The organism is Bradyrhizobium dasycarpum, from assembly GCF_042019905.1.
Lineage (GTDB): Bacteria > Pseudomonadota > Alphaproteobacteria > Rhizobiales > Xanthobacteraceae > Bradyrhizobium > Bradyrhizobium japonicum_B.
Genome location: NZ_CP169574.1, coordinates 698,028 through 715,093, shown reverse-complemented (window position 1 = coordinate 715,093; position 17,066 = coordinate 698,028). Strand labels below are relative to the sequence as shown.

Here is a 17,066-nt window from a genome sequence, read left to right as displayed (position 1 = left end):
CGGCAAACTCGTTTGGGTGAGGGGTTGCTTCCGCATCGAACACTCTCTCCGCGGAGCGATACCCCTCATCCGGCGCTTCGCGCCACCTTCTCCCACAAGGGGAGAAGGAAGAAAGCAATCAGGCCGGCGTGAAGAACGGCAGCGGCGCGCCGTCGGTCGGCTTGAACACCACCTTCACCTTCTGGCCGATCTTCAGCTTTTCGAGATCGCAATCGACGAAATTGGTTTGCACCGACGGCCCCTCCTTCAGCGTGACGTAGCCGATGGCGTAAGGGCCGGTCGGCGACTTCCGCATCAGGCTCCAGGTGTAGATGGTGCCCTCGCCCGACGCCTGCTCCCACACCGTCTTGTCGGAGTAGCAGAACGGGCAGATCGAGCGCGGGAAGTAGTGCGCTTCGCCGCAGGCGGTGCAGCGCTTGATCATGAACTTGCCCTCTTTCGCCGCCTCCCAGAACGCTGATGTCTCGGGGTTCGTGACCGGGGCCGGATACTTTTTCACTTCGCTCATCACACGCGCTCCAGAATGGCCGTCGAGGCGGCGTGGCGAACTCCGAGGAGACCGCCGGTGCCGTGGGCGATGGCAAGATCGCAATTCTTGACCTGCACCTTCGGATGCGCCTCGCCGCGCAGCTGCCGCACGGCCTCGAGGATCTTGGTCATGCCGCCGCGGTTGACGGGATGGTTGCTGCAAAGGCCGCCGCCGTCGGTGTTGAACGGCAGCTTGCCGACGCCCGAGATCAGGTTGCCGTCGGCGACGAACTTGCCGCCCTCGCCCTTCTTGCAGAAGCCGAGGTCTTCCAGCTGCATCAGCACAGTGATGGTGAAGCTGTCGTAGATCGAGGCGTATTTGATGTCCTTCGGCGTGATGCCGGCCTCCTCGAACGCGCGCGGGCCGGACCACACGCCGGCGGAGTACGTGAGGTCGAGATCCTTGCCGCCGCGCGGACCCTTCATCGCCTCGCCATGGCCGATCAGGCGCACCAGAGGCTTCTTCAGGCTTTTCGCGATCTCGGGCGTCGTCACGATCATCGCGCCGCCGCCGTCGGAGACGACGCAGCAATCCATGCGATGCAGGGGATCGGAGATCATCGGCGAGTTCAGCACGTCCTCGACGGTGACGACGTCCTTGAGCATCGCATGCGGATTGTATTGCGCATGATGCGAGGCCGCGACCTTGATCCAGGCAAGCTGCTCGGAGGTGGTGCCATAGTCGTGCATGTGGCGCATGGCACACATGCCGTAGGCATTGTGGGTGGTCGCGCCGTAAGCGGTTTCGAAATCGACCTCGGCGCCGGCTGCGCGCGGCGGCATCGCGCCGGTGCGCGGCTTGCCGGCGAGCGTCACAAGCGCGATCGAGCATTTGCCCGCGGCGATCGCCTCGGCGGCATGGCCGAGGTGGATGATATAGGAGCAGCCGCCGGTCTCGGTGGAATCGATATGGCGGAGCTTCCTGGTGTTCAGACCGAGATAATCGACCATCGGCCAGGCGCCGCCGGGCGCATCGCCCGCGCAGAAATAGCCGTCGACGTCGTCCTTACTGATCCCTGCATCCTCGATCGCCCCCTTGGCGACCTCGGCGTGGAGCTGGGCGGTGGATTTATCCGGCGCATGCCGGGTCGGGTGTTCGTAGATCCCGGCAATGTAGGCCTTGCCCTTGATGGTCAAACTCAGGTCTCCGCTCGCGTTTCTTGTTGCCTCGTTTTTCTGAACCGCGGGGGCCTGATTGGCAAGCGTGGAAATATTCCGCGCCGCGAGAGGGCGGCGGGTTGGCGCAAGTGGCAGATACTCTCGTGTCCCGGACGCGCTGCAACGCCATAAGCGCGTTCACGCGCGTGTTCGACACGTTATGGCGTTGCTGCGCAGAGCCGGGACCCATGCGGCTGCGAATTCCGTGCACGAAGGTCCTGGGCCCCGGCTCTGCAGCGCACCGCTCTGCGTTGCGCCGCGCCCAGGGCACGAGACCTGTCTTACGGACATGCTTTCGCATTCTCGCGGCGCGTTTCGCCCGAGCCTTGCTTCCGTCTTGCCTCCCTCCAGAAACAGAGGGCGCAGGGAAGACCGGGTGCCAGCTTGGCACCCACGGTCCGCTGCGCGCGAATTGCGCGAAGAACAGATGCACAGCGGCATACAGGTGCGGCCAAACATCCGGCCTTCCCTGCGCAGTGGCTTTACGGCTTATGTCGCGCTCTCCCCGGGGAGCGATGCACTATTGCCCCCGTCGCCTTGCAATGACTCGCAAGACTTGACGCCAGCCTGCGGGCGTCAGGACCACACGATTTTGCCGTACGCAAGACCACGCCCGTCGTGCACGAGACAATGCCTCGCGCGACGCAGCCCGCGTCCACCGCCGCTCACCCCGCGTTTCGTGACGATCGCGATACGCCCCTTCCCGAGGGGGATGAGGTGGCGGACAGATACGACAATTCCGAATTTCGGTAAAGCGGAATGTTTTTGCGTCGGCGGATTGACCTGCCTATTGGTGTTTTGGCCGACGGGCAGCGCAACGGATGGTGTCGTAGGGTGGGTTAGCCGAAGGTGTAACCCACCGCTTTGCTCTGAGCGGAAGCAGAAGCGGTGGGTTACGCCTTGCGAACCGCGCTTCGCGCATTCGCAAGGCTAACCCACCCTACAGAACCGGCTACTCCGCCGCGATCTGCCTTGGGGCGGGCGGCGGGTTTGCCAAATCGGTGGCGAGCTGGGCGTAGCGGGCCTTGGCGTCGTGCACCGCCTTCTCCTTCACGGGACCGTAGCCGCGGATACGGTCGGGCAGCGAGAGCAACTCGACGGCGGTGTCGACCGTCACCGGCGACAGCAGGCCGAGCACGGTCGCGACGTCCTTCTCGTAGCCGGCGATCAGGTCGCGCTCGAAGGCTTGCGGTCGGCGCTGCGGCCGAAGATGTCGAACGGGGTGCCGCGCAGGAACTTGAACTTTGCCAGCACGCGGAAGACGTTCAGCATCCACGGGCCGAACGCGCGCTTCCTGGGGCGGCCGAGCGCATCGACGCCGCTCGCCAGGATCGGCGGCGCGAGGTTGAAGCTGAACTTGAAATCGCCCTCGAACTGGTCGCGGAGCTGCTGCTCGAAAGCGCCATCGGTGTAAAGGCGCGCGACCTCGTACTCGTCCTTGTAGGCCAAGAGCTTGGCATAGTTCACCGCGACCGCGCGTGGCAGCGCATCGCCGTAGCCACCCTGCTTGGCAGCATCGCGGACCTGATCGACCAGCTTGCGATAACGTCTTGCCAGCCGTCCATTCTGGTAGGCGGTCAGATGCTTGACGCGATGCTCGATGATCTCGTCGAGCGTCATCGCGTCCAGCGTCTTAGGCGCGACAACCTCATCCGTGCCCTTCAGCATGTCGGCCAGGCGCTTGGGATCGGCGACCGCGAGGCGGCCGAGGCGGAAGGCTTCCTTGTTCATCTTGATCGAGACGCCGTTGACCTCGATCGCCTGCTCGATCGCTTCCGCCGACAGCGGGAACAGACCCTTCTGATAGGCAAAGCCCATCATCATCATGTTGGTGGCGATGGCATCGCCGAGCAGTTGCTCGGCCGGCTTGGTGAAGTCGAAGAACACGGAGTCCTTGTGTAGCGCCGTCTCCAGCACCGCGTTCAGCTTGCGGGTCTGGAAGTTGAAGTCGCGGTTGAGGACGAAATCGGCGGTGGGAATGACGTGGCTGTTGATGATGCCGCGGGTGCGGCTGGAGTCGCACAGCGAGATGGTGTCCTTGGCGACGGCAACCACTTCATCTGCCGCAAGCACCAGATCGGCCGTGCCGGTGACGATGCGCGAGCAGGTCACCTCGGCCGGATGATCCGACAGGCGGACGTGGCTGAGTACCGCCCCACCCTTTTGCGCCAGACCTGACATGTCGAGGATCATCGAGGCCTTGCCCTCGATATGGGCGGCCATGCCGAGCAGCGCACCGATCGTCAGCACGCCGGTGCCGCCGACGCCGCCGACCGCGATGTTGTAGGGCCTATCAAGCGTCGGGCGCGACGCCGGCTCGGGCAATTCGCCGATCTCGCTGAGCTCAGCCGGGGCGCGGTGGCGCGGCTTGCCCCCGTCCACGGTGACGAAGGACGGGCAGAACCCCTTCAGGCAGGAATAGTCCTTGTTGCAGGACGACTGGTTGATGGCGCGCTTGCGGCCGAACTCGGTCTCCAGCGGCTCGACCGAGATGCAGTTCGACTGCACCGAGCAGTCGCCGCAGCCTTCGCAGACGGCCGGATTGATCATGACGCGGCGCGCCGGGTCCTCCATCAGGCCGCGCTTGCGGCGGCGGCGCTTCTCGGCCGCGCAGGTCTGCACGAACACGATGGCCGAGGTGCCCTTGAACTCGCGGCACATCTTCATGACGCGGTCGAGCTCATCGCGGTGATATTTCTTCACGCCGGGTGCGATGGTGTCGGCCGGATAGGAATCGGGCGCCTCCGAGACCAGATAGATCTCGCGGATGCCCTCGGCGTGGAGCTGGTGGGTGATCTGCTGCGGCGAGAGATCGCCGTCATGACGCTGGCCGCCGGTCATGGCGACGGCGTCGTTGTAGAGGATCTTGTAGGTGATGTTGGCCTTGGAGGCGACCGCTTGGCGGATCGCCAGAATGCCGGAGTGGAAGTAGGTGCCGTCGCCGAGATTGGCGAAGATGTGGTTCTCGTTGGTGAAGGGCGCGATGCCGACCCAGGGCACGCCCTCCCCGCCCATATGCGTAAACGTCTCGGTCGAGCGGTCCATCCACAGCGCCATGAAGTGACAGCCGATGCCGGCCAGCGCGCGGCTGCCTTCGGGAACCTTGGTCGAGGTGTTGTGGGGGCAGCCGGAGCAGAAGTAAGGCGTGCGGGAGACGGGTGCGACCGCCTGCATCTGGGTCGCCTGACGGCCGTTGAACCAGTCGGCCTTGACGCGGAGCATTTCCGCAATTTCTGGATTGAGGTTAAGTCGGAGCAGCCGCTCGGTAAGCGAGGTCGCAAGCGAGGCGACGCTGAGCTCGGCGGCGAAGGTCAAGAAGCGCTTGTCGTGCTCGTCCATCTTGCCGACGATGCGCGGGCGGACGTCGTCGCGCCAGTTGAACAGCTCCTGCTTGACCTGGTTCTCGACGATCTCGCGGCGCTCCTCGACGATGAAGATCTCCTCGAGGCCGACCGCGAACTGGCGCACGCCTTCCGGCTCCAGCGGCCAGGGCATGCCGATCTTGTAGAGACGGAGGCCGATCTTGGCAGCGACTTCCTCGGTGATCCCAAGCTCGCGCAGCGCCTGGCGGACGTCCTCATAGCTCTTGCCCGACGCCATGATGCCGAAGCGCGCGTTCGGCGAATCCATGGTGACGCGGTTGACCTTGTTGGCGCGCGCGAAGGCGATGGCGGCAAAGCCCTTGTAATCCTGCAGCCGGCGATCCTGCTCGAAACGGTCGTCGGGCCAGCGCAGATTGAGGCCGCCCGGCGGCAGCTCGAAATCGCTGGGGATGACGAACGGCTTCATCTCGTCGGTGAGATCGATCTCGGCGGTGGTCTCCACCGTCTCCGTGATCACCTTCATGCCGACCCAGCAGCCCGAATAGCGCGACATCGCGATGCCGAGCAGGCCCATCTCGATCATCTCGTGGATGCTCGAGGGATAGAGATACGGCATCAGTGCCGACATGAAGGCGTGATCGGACTGATGCGGGACGGTGGAGGATTTTGCGCCGTGGTCGTCGCCGGCAAGGCAGAGCACGCCGCCGTTCTTGGCGGAGCCGGCGGCATTGCCGTGGCGGAACACGTCGCCGCAGCGGTCGACGCCGGGGCCCTTGCCGTACCAGATGCCGACCACGCCGTCATATTTGGCGCCGGGCGAGAGGTTGAGCTGCTGTGAGCCCCAGACCGCGGTGGCCGCCAGATCCTCGTTCACGCCAGGCTGGAACTTGATGTTGTACTGTTCGAGATGCTTGCGCGCGGCGAAGAGCTGCTGGTCGTAGCCGCCGAGCGGCGAACCGCGATAGCCGGAGATGAAGCCCGCGGTATTGAGTCCGTTGGCCCGGTCGCGCCGGATCTGCGCCATCGGTAAGCGCACCAGGGCCTGGATCCCCGTGGTGAAGACGTGCCCGGTCTCCTGAGTATATTTTTGATCGAGACTGATCGGACCCTGGTTGATGCCCATGCTGTCCTCTTTTGCCGCCCTGTTCAGGTCTTGCTCACTTAAGCCGTTGCCTTCCCGTTGTTTTTAGCTAGGGCGCGCCGACCAATTCCGCCACTCTATGTCGGATATTTCACGATCCGCACCACAAATCTGGACCAAAGCGAGCGCCGGGTAAAAATCGCAATTTCGTGGCCTGAAACACGCATACCGTTTTCAATTTGTGTCACCATACCCCCGGCGTCGTGAAACGAATGGACGCTCACTCGTGCCGGATGCGGGCGTTTGGTCGCAGGAGTGGCCTTGATGCGGACGATTCTGACTGGCTCGGTTGTCGCCGGCTTGGCGTTGTGCAGTGCGGTTAAGAGCGCAGCCCACGCCGCCGGGCCGTCGCCGGAGCTGATCGCCTATGGCAAGACGCTGGTCGAGGCCGGCGGCTGCGCGGGCTGCCACACTGCCGATCCCGCAAGACCGTTCGCGGGCGGCAAGCGCATCGACACCCCCTTCGGCGCGATCTATGCGCCGAACCTGACCCCTGACCGCGACACCGGGATCGGCGCCTGGCAAGATGCCGATTTCACCCGCGCCCTGCGCTATGGCATCGCGCCTGACGGCTCGAACTATTACCCGGCCTTCCCCTATCCCTATTTCACGAAGATGACGAAGGACGACACGCTGGCGATCCGCGCCTATCTCGGCACGCTCGCGCCGGTCGTGAGCCGCAACAAGCCGCCGGAGCTGCGCTGGCCATTCGGCTATCGCGGCCTGATGCGGGTCTGGAACGCCATGTACTTCAAGCCCGGCCTGTTCGAGCCGGACCAGAGCAAGAGCGCGGCCTGGAACCGAGGCGGCTATCTCGTCACCGGGCTCGGCCATTGCGGCGCCTGCCATACGCCGAAGACTTATTTTGGTGCGGACAGGGACGCGCAGGCACTGACCGGCAATGAGGTCGCGGGCTGGTTCGCTCCCCGGCTCGATGGCGCAGCGCGCACGGGATTGAAATCGTGGAGCGAGGCGGACATCGTGGAGTATCTGCAGAGCGGACGCAACGCCAGGAGCCATGCCGGCGGACCGATGGCGGACGTCGTCGTCAACTCGACCTCCAAGATGAGCGATGCCGATGTGCGCGCGATCGCGCTGTATCTGAAGAGCCTGCCGCCGGCGCGGCGCGAGACCATCGTGACGCCGCCTGGCGACGCCGAGATGAAAGCCGGCCAGGCCGTCTACGCCAAACTCTGCGTAGCCTGCCACGAAGCCGACGGCTCCGGCGCCCCGCGCATCTATCCGCCGCTGCCGGGCAATGCGCTGCTGCAATCCAACAATCCGTCCTCCACCTTGCGCATCATCCTCGACGGCGCCCGCACCGTGACCACGCCGCGCGCGCCGAACACCGGCGAGATGCCGGGCTATGGCGGGCAATTGTCCAACGAGGAGATCGCGGCCGTGACGAACTACATCCGCAATTCCTGGGGCAATGCGGCCCTGCTGGTGACGCCGGCGCGGGTCGCGAAGGCGAGGAGGGACGAGTAATCCATCCACGTCATTGCGAGGAGCTCGCGACAAGATTGCGAAGCAATTTTGCGCTGATGCGATGAAGCAATCCAGACGGCCTCTGCGGGAAAGTTCTGGATTGCTTCGCTGCGCTCGCAATGACGATGTGGACAGAGCCCTACTTCTCATCCTCGGTGAACACGAATTTCGGCATCTCCCATCTGTAGCGCACCGCCAGCAGGCGGAAGCTGATGCCGAGCACGAAAGTCAGGATGGTCGAGATCTCGGCGTTGAGCTCGAGGCCGAACGCGGTGGCATAGAACAGGCCGGTCACCACCGACACGCTGGCGTAGAGCTCGGAGCGAAACAGCAGCGGCACGTCGTTGCAGAGCACGTCGCGCAACACGCCGCCGGCGCAGCCGGTCACCATGCCCGAGACGATGACGATCGGCAGCGAGGCGTCCATCTGCCAGGCGACGTCGCAGCCGGCCATGGTGAAGACGACGAGCCCGATGGCATCGAGCACGATGAAGGCGACCTTCAGCCGGTGCACGAGGCGCGCGAACAGGATGGTGAGGAACGCCGCCCCGCCGGCCAGCGCGAGATAGATCGGGTTCTGCACCCAGACCAGCGGATAATGTCCGAGGAAAAGATCGCGCAAGGTACCACCGCCGAGCGCGGTGATGCAGCCGAGGAAGCAGACGCCCAGCCAGTCCATGCTGCGGCGCCCGGCCGCAAGTGCAGCCGTCATCCCTTGGGCCGCGATGGCAACCAGGGAGAGGAAATGCAGCACGCTATCGGTCGGCGGCAGGCTCCACATAGCTTGTTCCCTCGTCGCGGCCATGGAACTTGCAGTTCAGGGGCCGGGACTGAACAGGTTCCCGATTCCCGGAACGAGGGCAACATGCGACGAAAGCATAAGAAGCGCGGAACAGAATCTCGCATCCACGGGTTGTTTGGACGTCATAACCGAGGAGACCCAATCGATGGCTGACGACCGTTTTCCCAACGATCCGTACCGCCCGAACCTCGCCGACGATGAGTATCTTCGCACGGCGCGCCGGGATGCCGACCTTCAGGCCGATCCCCAGCTCGGCGAAGGCCCCGCCTCCAGCGGCAAGGTGGCCTTGTTCGCCGTGGCGATTGCGCTGGTGCTTGGCGCCGTCTTCTACGGCCTGAACAATACCAGCACGACCAATCAGGCCAGCAATCCGCCGGCCTCGCAGACGGCACAGACGCAGCCCGCCAATCCGGCCGCGCCTCCCGGCATGCGCGACGTGACGCCGCGCACCAACACCGAGCCGGGCGTGACCACGGGCGCGGCGCCGACCAGGCCGGCCCCGGATGCGCAGACGCCGCCGGCTGAGGGCGCGAAGTAACAGGCGACCGCTTCACGCACAACTGTCATCGCCCGGCTTGACCGGGCGATCCAGTACTCCGAGACGGTCGTTGTTGAATCGAAAGGCCGCGGCGCATTGGATGCCCCGCCTGCGCGGGGCATGACACCGAGAGGATGCGAGAGCGGCGGGACGAATGTCTCGCCGCTTTCGTTTCTCTCGGGTTTCGTTTGGTCAGCTGAACATCTTGTTGAGCTCGCCGCCGGGATAGCCGCTGCCGAGCTCGGTAAACGTCCCCTTCTCCGCCATCTCCTTCGCCGCGCGCATGAAGCCGCCCCAGGCGACGCGGGCCAGCGAGCCACCGACGCTGATCCGGCGCACGCCGAGATCCTCGGCCTCCTTCAGCGACAGGCCGGACGCGCCGATCAGGAGATTGAACGGCTTCGGTGCGACGGCCTTCACCACCGCGCTGATGTCCTCGCGCGTCTTCAGGCCCGGCGCATAAAGGCAGTCGGCGCCGGCGTCGGCATAGGCGGTCAGCCTGTCAATGACCAGCTTGAGATCGGTCACACCCCACAAATAGGCTTCGCAGCGGCCGACCAGCAGCGTGCCGCTGTCGCCGATCGCCTTGCGCGAGGCCTTGATGCGTTCGACCGCGAGGCTGCGCTCATAGAGCGGCTTGGCTTGGTCGCCGGTGGAATCCTCGATCGACAGTCCGGCAACGCCGGTGCGCACGCAGCGCTCGACATTGTCTGCGACCCTGTCCGGCTCGATCGCAAAGCCGCCCTCGAAATCCGCGTTGACGGGAATGTCGACGGCTGAGCTCAATGCTGCCAGATGCTGACAGACATCCTCGACCGTGACGTGATTGTCGGCCTTGCCGATGGTCCAGGCGAAGCCCGCGCTCGACGAGGCGATGGCCTTGAAACCGAGATGCTGCAATGCCTTGGCGCTGCCGACGTCGACCGGATTGGGCAGGATGAAGCAGCCGCTCTCGTGCATCTTCTTGAAGGCCGCGCGCTTGTCAGCAGTTGTCACATGCATGTTTCTCTCCCCTATTTGCCGCGATGACATAAGCGCGCATTCACGCCGGCGCTAGTGCGCGTCGTGCACGGCGCGACTATCCTTCGGCGCCTGCTCGCGGTCGCTCATGCTGTAATCCCTGACCACGCTGGCGATGCGCAGATGATAGTCGGCGAAGATTCCTGCGCGGCCCTTGGCCTGGGTGCGGCGGTGCTCCATCGTGTTGCGCCAGGCGGCGACGGCCGCCTCGTCGCGCCAGAACGACACCGACAGGATCTTGCCCTTCTCGGTCAGGCTCTCGAAACGCTCGACCGAGATGAAGCCGTCGATGGTCTGCAGCAGCGGCTTCAGGTCGGCTGCGAGGTCGAAATAATCCTGGCGGTGTTCCGGCTTGGGCCAGACCTCGAAGATCACGGCGATCATGGGCGTCTCCTCGTCGTTGGTGACCGACAATACCACTTATAAAACCACCTGGCTTATAAGATCACTTGGCGCAGGAAGGTTCGCTCTTCGGCGAGGATGAATTTTTGTTCCTCGGCAAAGTTGAAGTTTGCCACGCCATCGAAATCGACGCGCAACGTCTTGCGATATGATTCATAGTCCGCGAGACTTTCGAAGGAGATCAGGCCGAAGGCGATGTTGTTGGTGCCCTCATGCGGCATGAAATAGCCGATCAGCCGGCCGCCGCAGCGCGGAATGATTGTGAGCCAGCGCTTGGAATACTCCTCGAACTGCGCGCGCTTGAACGGGTCGAGCTGGTAGCGGATGAAGACGGTGACGGACATGATTGGCTCTCCTGCTTGTACATCGTCATTTCGAGCGCTGCGTCGCGTAGGGTGGGCAAAGCGAAGTGTGCCCACGTCCTTCGTCCGCAACGACGAATGGTGGACACGTCGCTGCGCTCCTTTGCCCGCCCTACCGGCGCGCGCCTCGCAATGACGAACTGGTGAGACGCTACCTGCTTGCCCGACTTCAATGCTTCGGCTACCATCGAAGCATGAAATCAGGACCCGACATCGCCATGGTCGCTTCGCTGGTCGGCGATCCCGCCCGCGCCAACATGCTCACCGCGCTGATGAACGGCCGCGCGCTGACCGCGAGCGAGCTGGCGCAGGAGGCCGGCATCACGCCGCAGACTGCGAGCTCGCATCTGGCCAAGCTCGAGGCCGGTGGTCTCATCGAGCCGGAGAAGCAGGGCCGCCACCGCTACTATCGCCTCACCGACGACGACGTCGCCGGCGTGCTCGAAGGCCTCGCCGGACTTGCGGCGCGGACCGGCCATATGCGGGTGCGCACCGGGCCAAAGGATCCGGCGCTGCGGCGCGCGCGGATCTGCTACGACCATCTCGCCGGCGATCTCGGCGTGCAGATGCTCGATTCCTTGCGCGAGCGGAATCTGGTCAGGCAGAAGAAGCAGGACATCGAGCTGACCGCCGAGGGCGAGCGCTTCCTTGCCAAGCATCTGCAGATCTCGTCCGACATGCTTGCGCACCCGCGGCGCCCGGTGTGCAAGGCCTGCCTCGATTGGAGCGAGCGGCGGCATCATCTCGCCGGCACGCTTGGGGCCGCCATGATGCAACGCTTCGCCGAGCTGAAATGGGCGGCGCGCGATGCGACGCCCGGCAGCCGCGTCGTGAATTTCACCCGCACCGGCGAGAAGCAGTTTGCCGCGCTGTTCGGCAACGGCAAGGACTGACCCGCGCGCTCCATTGCGGACCGGAGCGCTGCAGCCGCACGGCGGTTCGGAGCTTTCCCAGCGCCGGCGCCGTCCCTGTCGCGTCAGGCCGCATGCGGGCAACGTTCATGCCGCATTCAGGTCATGATTGGCAGGTTTGGATCGCGTCGTGCCGATATGTTGCAAGATTCGACATGTCGAACGCGTCTGATGATTCATTGTGCGCCACTAGCGCCGCCCCCAAAGACTTGCCCCAAGAATGAGAAGGAAGATCAAATGAAATATCTGTTCGCCGCCGCCATACTGGCCAGCTCGGTCGTCGGTTTCGGCGAGGCGGCCAGCGCCGCCGAGGGCTGCGGCCGTGGGTTCTATCGCGGTCCCTATGGCAATTGCCGTCCGATGCGCGGCGCGGTCGTGGTGCGCCCGGCTCCCGTGTATGTCGCCCCGCCGGTCGTCGTCGTGCCCCGCGCCCGCGTCTGCCCCTATGGCCTCCACTGGCACGCCGGCCGCTGCCGCCCGTACTGATCTCTTCCTCGCAAGATGGCCGCGCGGCGAAAGCCTGCGCGGCCATTGTCGTTTTCCGGGTGGTGCCGACGATCCGCCGCGAAACTGAAGCGCCTCAAAATCGAAACGGGGACCGCGGTTGCGATCCCCGTCCAATTCACTCTGTGCCGCGGGCTCACCAGGAATGGCGACGGTGCCAGCGCCGGTGATGCCGGCGCCAATGACGGCGGCGCCAGCCCCAGTGGCGGTGATGGCCGCGCCAATGAACCTGCTCGGGCGTCAGTTCGGCGGCTTCCTCGCTGGTGGTGACGGCAGGATGAGCGTCGGGACTACCCTGCGGCATGCGCTTGGGATCGCTGACCGGCTGCGGTGACAGCGGCGCGGCCTGCGCAGCGGTCGCGGCGAACACAGCCGCTCCGGCCGTCAGTCCCAATGCAAGTTTCAGAAAATTCCGGCGCTCCATGGCTTCTTCCTTCTTGGATCATCGTGCTTGTGATGCAGAAGGAGTGTCGCCGTGACGGCATGAACCGATGCTGAAAAGTGCGTTCAGATTCGCAGCTACCAAGATGAAGATTTCGTAGCCTGGATGGAGCGCAGCGCAATCCAGGTTAGTGCGTCATACGAGACCCGGATTACGCTTGCGCTCCATCCGGGCTACAGACCTTACGTCGCGAACTCCTGCGCCAGCACCAGCGTCTCGCGCGAGCGCTTCACGTCGGGCCAGTCGCGGTTGAAATCGGCGACGAGCTTTTGCAGCGCGTCGCCTTTCAGCATCGCGGCGAGCTTGGCCTCGTCATCGAACTGATACATCGCCTGGTGCAGCGAGGGATCATCGAGGCTCCAGAACCGCCACGCCTTGCTGACGCCGAACGCCTTCACCGCGTCGGGCAGATGTTCCGCCTCGTACCACCGGTCGAAGGCGGCGCGCTTTTCAGCGTCGGGGACGATGGCGCGGACGACGAAGAAGGCAGCGGGCATCGGGTTTTCCTCCTGTTTGTTTCAACCGAGACTAGCGCCTGCGGCGCCCGCGGCAAAAAAGAGTTTCGCGCCGGTGTCGGAATGGGCGCCCTTCGCCCGTCCTCTGCTTCGAACCAGGACACGGAGACAGCAAATGGCCGACCTTACCCTGACCACCTTCGACTGGGTTCCCGCAGCCCCGCGCGGCTTCGTGCGCGACTTCCGCGTGCGCTGGGCGCTCGAAGAGGCCGCCCTGCCCTATCGCGTCGCCAGCGTGCCGTTCGACGGTCGCGGGCCTGCGCATTTTGCCCACCAGCCGTTCGGCCAGGTGCCGTGGCTGACCGACGGCGACCTCTCGATCTTCGAGACCGGCGCGATCCTGCTGCATCTCGGCGGGCTCAGCGATAAGCTGATGCCGGCAGGTCCGCGCGGCCGCATCGAGACGACGGAATGGGTGTTCGCGGCGCTGAATTCGGTGGAGATGGCGAGCCTGCCCTGGGGAATGTCGAAGTTCATGGGACATCCGACCGACACGGCGGCGTGGAAATTCGTCGACGACTTCCTCAAGCTTCGGCTGAAGCATCTCGAGCCGGTGCTTGCGGGGCGCGAATGGCTGGCCGGCTCCTTCTCCGTCGCCGACATCCTGATGGCGGACGTGCTGCGGGTCGTCGATGGTTTCGGCGGCCTGGCGGACAGCCCCGCCTTGCGCGCCTACGTCGCGCGCGCCACCGGCCGTCCGGCATTCGCCAAGGCGCACGCCGACCAGATGGCGCATTTCGCTGCGACGGATAAGGCGCGCGGAACGTGATCCGCCTCACATAGTCGATCCGGTGACCGGCGTAGAGTTGCCGCCATCGGAACAAAACCATTCGACAGGTGCCACATGCTCCGCATCGAATATCTCAAGCGACAGATCGCCCGCGCCGAGCGGCTGGCCAAGGCCATCCTCGACCGCCAGACCGCCGAGCGGCTGCAAGCCTTCGCCGCCGAATGCCGCACGGAATTGTCGGAGCTGACAGTCAAGCAGGCCGCGTGAGGCGTGGTGGGGAGATACGTAGGGCGGATTAGCGAAGCGTAATCCGCCACTGCTCCATCTGGTGACAGATAACTTGGTGGATTACGCTTCGCTAATCCACCCTACCGCATCACACCAGCTTCAGCGGCGCATCGGCGACGACGCGGAGATCAATGCTCCCGATCAACGCCGCGCGCCGCGCCTCCGCAGCGCTGATGGCCTCCTCCGTCTGCCGCAACGTGCTCACGTTCGAGCCGAGCGAGACGATCCCGCCCAGCACCAGCGCGATCGATCCAAGCGCGGCGGTCTGACCGAATCCGAACAGGCCGAGGATCGTCACCACCAGCAGCGCGCCCCCGCCACCGATCGCGATCTTGGACGCCAGGATGTACTTGCGGCAACGCTCGGCGATCTCAGCGAGACGCTCGATACGATTCTCGATGTCGGAGATTTCGTCGGTCGGATCGTCTTCGGTCATCAGCACGCCACCGCCTAGGACACCGGCACCACGCACGCGGGGATAGGCCCAAGCGACATAGCGGGCTCGCGCGGAGAATCACCAGGGCTGAGCGGTGCACCAGGATCCTCGGCAAGGCCGGGTAAGACCCTGACGCGAACAACCACCCTGTCCCGTCTTCGATCGGTGATCGCTTCGTAGCGCAGACTATCCGGCCCGCTGTAACCGGAGCGTGCCAAGTAGAATATGCTTATGCCGCGGATCCAGCGTCCGATACAGGCTTGATCCCGTCCGCTGTCGCTCGCCACCTCAAAATCCTCAATGCGATAACAGACGATCCCGTGTTCCGGTGACTTCATAAGCAGGAGCCGGGGAAGCTCGACCGGCGTGCACGTATTGTCCGCGTCGGCATAGCCTTCGATAACGGCCTCTTCCGACGTCCGGGTGGTGACGGTCATCTCGCTCTCTTGTGCGAAGCAGGAGATGTCCATCGCCAGGACTGCGGACAAAACACCCAATATCAGGCCGCACGATCCGATGGCGCGCCGCCATGATCTCGATCGACGACGCCGAATTGCCATGACGTCTTCCGTCCCTCACAACGGCAAATTGTCGTGCTTCTTCGCCGGCGCTTCGACCTTCTTGTCCTTCAGCATTGCCAGCGCCCTTGCGATCCGCTTCCGCGTCGAGTGCGGCATGATGACGTCGTCGATGTAGCCGCGCTCGGCGGCAATGAACGGCGACAGGAAGCGGTCTTCATATTCCTTGGTGCGGGCGGCGATCTTGTCGGGGTCGCCGATGTCGCTGCGGAAGATGATCTCAACGGCGCCCTTGGCGCCCATCACCGCGATCTGGGCGGTCGGCCAGGCGTAGTTCATGTCGGCGCCGATTTCCTTGGAGGCCATGACGTCGAAGGCGCCGCCATAGGCCTTGCGGGTGATGACGGTGACCAGCGGCACGGTGCACTGCGAATAGGCGAACAAGAGCTTCGCGCCGTGCTTGATCAAGCCGCCATATTCCTGCGCGGTGCCCGGCAGGAAGCCCGGCACGTCGACGAAGGTGACGATCGGGATGTTGAAGGCATCGCAAAAACGAACAAAGCGCGCCGCCTTGCGTGATGCGTCGGAGTCAAGCACGCCTGCCAGCACCATCGGCTGGTTGGCGACGAAGCCGACGGTGCGCCCCGCAATTCGGCCGAAGCCGGTGACGATGTTCTTGGCGAAGGCCTCCGCGATCTCGAAGAAGTCGCCTTCGTCCACGACCTTCAGGATCAGCTCCTTCATGTCGTAGGGCTTGTTCGGATTGTCGGGGATCAGCGTGTCCAAGGACATGTCGACCCGGCCGATGTCGTCGAAGCTCGGCCATTCCGGCACGCCGTCGGTGTTGTTGGACGGCAGGAAGTCGATCAGCCGCCGCATCTGCAACAGCGTCTCGACGTCGTTCTCGAAGGCGCCGTCGGCGATCGAGGAGCGCGTGGCGTGCACCGAGGCGCCGCCGAGCTCTTCCGCCGTGACGACCTCGTTGGTGACGGTCTTCACCACGTCCGGGCCGGTGACGAACATGTAGCTGGTGTTCTTCACCATGAAGATGAAGTCGGTCATCGCAGGCGAATAGACGTCGCCGCCGGCGCAGGGGCCCATGATGACGGAGATCTGCGGGATCACGCCGGAGGCGAGCACGTTGCGGCGGAACACATAGGAGTAGCCGGCGAGCGCCGCGACGCCTTCCTGGATGCGGGCGCCGCCCGCGTCATAGAGCCCGATGATGGGCGCCCTCGCCTTCATCGCCATGTCCTGAAGCTTGGTGATCTTCAGCGCGTGGGTTTCGGACAGCGAGCCGCCGAACACGGTGAAGTCCTTGGCGAAGACGAACGTCTTACGGCCGTTGACGGTGCCCCAGCCGGTGACGACGCCGTCGCCGGGTACCTTGGTCTTCTCCATCCCGAACTCGGTGGAGCGGTGCTCGACGAACATGTCGAACTCCTCGAACGACCCCTTGTCGAGCAAGAGCTCGATCCGCTCGCGCGCCGTCAGCTTGCCGCGGGCGTGCTGCGCCTCGATGCGCTTCTCCCCGCCGCCGAGCTTGGCACCGGCGCGACGATCTTCAAGGGCGTCCAGGATGTGTTTCATTTGCTCCCGCCAGTTCTTAAGCCTAAATGCGATTGCCGGGGGTTCTAACACGGCATTTTGCAAGCCGGAAAGCGCCTTTCCGCGTCGCAGGGCTGCCCTGAGGCAGCGGGAAAGCGCAAGGAATTCCAGAGTTTTGCCGGGCGGCCGAGGCTGGAGGCGGGAATGACCGGACGTGCCACGGTCGGGCTTCGCCATCTCGGCCGGGCCGGCTCGCAGACGAGCGTCTGATCCGGTCCGGTGCCCGCAGATTGGTGCCCTGGCCCGGTTGACCGGGACTGCCGATTCAGGCTTGCTTCGCGCTTGCGATCAGGCGCCGAATGTTGCGTGAGCCCAGTCGGTACGGCGGCCGTCACCACTCTTTGGCTCAAGC

General features: G+C 64.5%; 17 protein-coding genes and 1 pseudogene. 6 read left to right on the top strand and 12 right to left on the bottom strand.

The genetic code is table 11. From position 1 onward, the window contains the following. Window positions 1–118 precede the first annotated feature (118 nt). From ACETMP_RS03680 to ACETMP_RS03670, 3 genes and pseudogenes are all read right to left on the bottom strand, one after another. The gene (locus tag ACETMP_RS03680) at window positions 119–508 is read right to left on the bottom strand and encodes a Zn-ribbon domain-containing OB-fold protein (protein WP_028136978.1); all 390 of its coding nucleotides are present in this window, start codon (window positions 506–508) and stop codon (window positions 119–121) included. Then, complete coding sequence (locus ACETMP_RS03675; protein ID WP_375159923.1) at window positions 508–1,665, bottom strand: thiolase domain-containing protein; 1,158 nt, start codon at window positions 1,663–1,665, stop codon at window positions 508–510. Before ACETMP_RS03675 ends, ACETMP_RS03680 begins: the two co-directional genes overlap by 1 nt. A gap of 973 nt (window positions 1,666–2,638) precedes the next feature. Continuing rightward, window positions 2,639–6,132 (bottom strand): annotated as a pseudogene (locus tag ACETMP_RS03670) (indolepyruvate ferredoxin oxidoreductase family protein). Window positions 6,133–6,414: 282 nt separating this feature from the next. Here ACETMP_RS03670 and ACETMP_RS03665 point away from each other — a divergent pair. Further along, window positions 6,415–7,638: a c-type cytochrome gene (locus ACETMP_RS03665; RefSeq protein ID WP_375159922.1), complete on the top strand. Its 1,224-nt coding sequence runs from the start codon at window positions 6,415–6,417 to the stop codon at window positions 7,636–7,638. A gap of 139 nt (window positions 7,639–7,777) precedes the next feature. Here ACETMP_RS03665 and ACETMP_RS03660 read toward each other — a convergent pair whose 3' ends face one another. Beyond that, the gene (locus ACETMP_RS03660) at window positions 7,778–8,419 is read right to left on the bottom strand and encodes a trimeric intracellular cation channel family protein (protein WP_375159921.1); all 642 of its coding nucleotides are present in this window, start codon (window positions 8,417–8,419) and stop codon (window positions 7,778–7,780) included. A gap of 166 nt (window positions 8,420–8,585) precedes the next feature. Here ACETMP_RS03660 and ACETMP_RS03655 point away from each other — a divergent pair, with 166 nt between their 5' ends. Next, the gene (locus ACETMP_RS03655) at window positions 8,586–8,978 is read left to right on the top strand and encodes a hypothetical protein (protein WP_375159920.1); all 393 of its coding nucleotides are present in this window, start codon (window positions 8,586–8,588) and stop codon (window positions 8,976–8,978) included. Between the two features lie 192 nt (window positions 8,979–9,170). Here ACETMP_RS03655 and ACETMP_RS03650 read toward each other — a convergent pair whose 3' ends face one another. Genes ACETMP_RS03650 through ACETMP_RS03640 form a run of 3 tightly spaced genes read right to left on the bottom strand, consistent with a single transcriptional unit; the run spans window position 9,171 to window position 10,744 of the window. Continuing rightward, on the bottom strand, window positions 9,171–9,980 hold the full coding sequence (locus tag ACETMP_RS03650; RefSeq protein ID WP_375159919.1) for an oxaloacetate decarboxylase: 810 nt from the start codon (window positions 9,978–9,980) through the stop codon (window positions 9,171–9,173). Window positions 9,981–10,031: 51 nt separating this feature from the next. Beyond that, window positions 10,032–10,382, bottom strand: coding sequence for an antibiotic biosynthesis monooxygenase family protein (locus tag ACETMP_RS03645; protein ID WP_375159918.1), 351 nt, complete (start codon window positions 10,380–10,382; stop codon window positions 10,032–10,034). Between the two features lie 53 nt (window positions 10,383–10,435). Next, entirely contained in the window at window positions 10,436–10,744 is a 309-nt protein-coding gene (locus tag ACETMP_RS03640; protein ID WP_375159917.1) for an NIPSNAP family protein, read from the bottom strand. 212 nt (window positions 10,745–10,956) lie between these two features. Here ACETMP_RS03640 and ACETMP_RS03635 point away from each other — a divergent pair, with 212 nt between their 5' ends. Together ACETMP_RS03635 and ACETMP_RS03630 are read left to right on the top strand one after the other, a co-directional pair. Then, complete coding sequence (locus ACETMP_RS03635) at window positions 10,957–11,655, top strand: winged helix-turn-helix domain-containing protein (RefSeq protein ID WP_028136987.1); 699 nt, start codon at window positions 10,957–10,959, stop codon at window positions 11,653–11,655. A gap of 255 nt (window positions 11,656–11,910) precedes the next feature. Beyond that, window positions 11,911–12,159, top strand: coding sequence for a GCG_CRPN prefix-to-repeats domain-containing protein (locus ACETMP_RS03630; protein ID WP_375159916.1), 249 nt, complete (start codon window positions 11,911–11,913; stop codon window positions 12,157–12,159). A 154-nt stretch (window positions 12,160–12,313) separates the two neighbouring features. On the opposite strand, the gene ACETMP_RS03625 is transcribed toward ACETMP_RS03630, so the two are convergent. Both ACETMP_RS03625 and ACETMP_RS03620 read right to left on the bottom strand, forming a co-directional pair. Beyond that, complete coding sequence (locus ACETMP_RS03625; RefSeq protein WP_375159915.1) at window positions 12,314–12,601, bottom strand: twin-arginine translocation signal domain-containing protein; 288 nt, start codon at window positions 12,599–12,601, stop codon at window positions 12,314–12,316. A gap of 200 nt (window positions 12,602–12,801) precedes the next feature. After that, window positions 12,802–13,116, bottom strand: a complete 315-nt coding sequence (locus tag ACETMP_RS03620) for a hypothetical protein (protein ID WP_028136990.1) — start codon at window positions 13,114–13,116, stop codon at window positions 12,802–12,804. Window positions 13,117–13,249: 133 nt separating this feature from the next. Here ACETMP_RS03620 and ACETMP_RS03615 point away from each other — a divergent pair, with 133 nt between their 5' ends. Beyond that, window positions 13,250–13,903 carry a glutathione S-transferase family protein gene (locus tag ACETMP_RS03615; RefSeq protein WP_375159914.1) on the top strand — a complete coding sequence of 218 codons (654 nt, stop codon included), beginning with the start codon at window positions 13,250–13,252 and terminating at the stop codon, window positions 13,901–13,903. A gap of 75 nt (window positions 13,904–13,978) precedes the next feature. Then, window positions 13,979–14,131 (top strand): hypothetical protein, encoded by a 153-nt coding sequence (locus ACETMP_RS03610; RefSeq protein WP_196236034.1) that lies wholly within the window; start codon window positions 13,979–13,981, stop codon window positions 14,129–14,131. A gap of 109 nt (window positions 14,132–14,240) precedes the next feature. Here the strand turns inward: ACETMP_RS03610 and ACETMP_RS03605 are convergent, their stop codons facing one another. The 3 genes from ACETMP_RS03605 to ACETMP_RS03595 form a co-directional block, all read right to left on the bottom strand. Continuing rightward, window positions 14,241–14,588: a hypothetical protein gene (locus tag ACETMP_RS03605; protein WP_375159913.1), complete on the bottom strand. Its 348-nt coding sequence runs from the start codon at window positions 14,586–14,588 to the stop codon at window positions 14,241–14,243. A gap of 14 nt (window positions 14,589–14,602) precedes the next feature. After that, on the bottom strand, window positions 14,603–15,025 hold the full coding sequence (locus ACETMP_RS03600) for a hypothetical protein (RefSeq protein WP_375159912.1): 423 nt from the start codon (window positions 15,023–15,025) through the stop codon (window positions 14,603–14,605). Window positions 15,026–15,163: 138 nt separating this feature from the next. Further along, on the bottom strand, window positions 15,164–16,696 hold the full coding sequence (locus tag ACETMP_RS03595; protein ID WP_028136994.1) for an acyl-CoA carboxylase subunit beta: 1,533 nt from the start codon (window positions 16,694–16,696) through the stop codon (window positions 15,164–15,166). Window positions 16,697–17,066 lie beyond the last annotated feature (370 nt).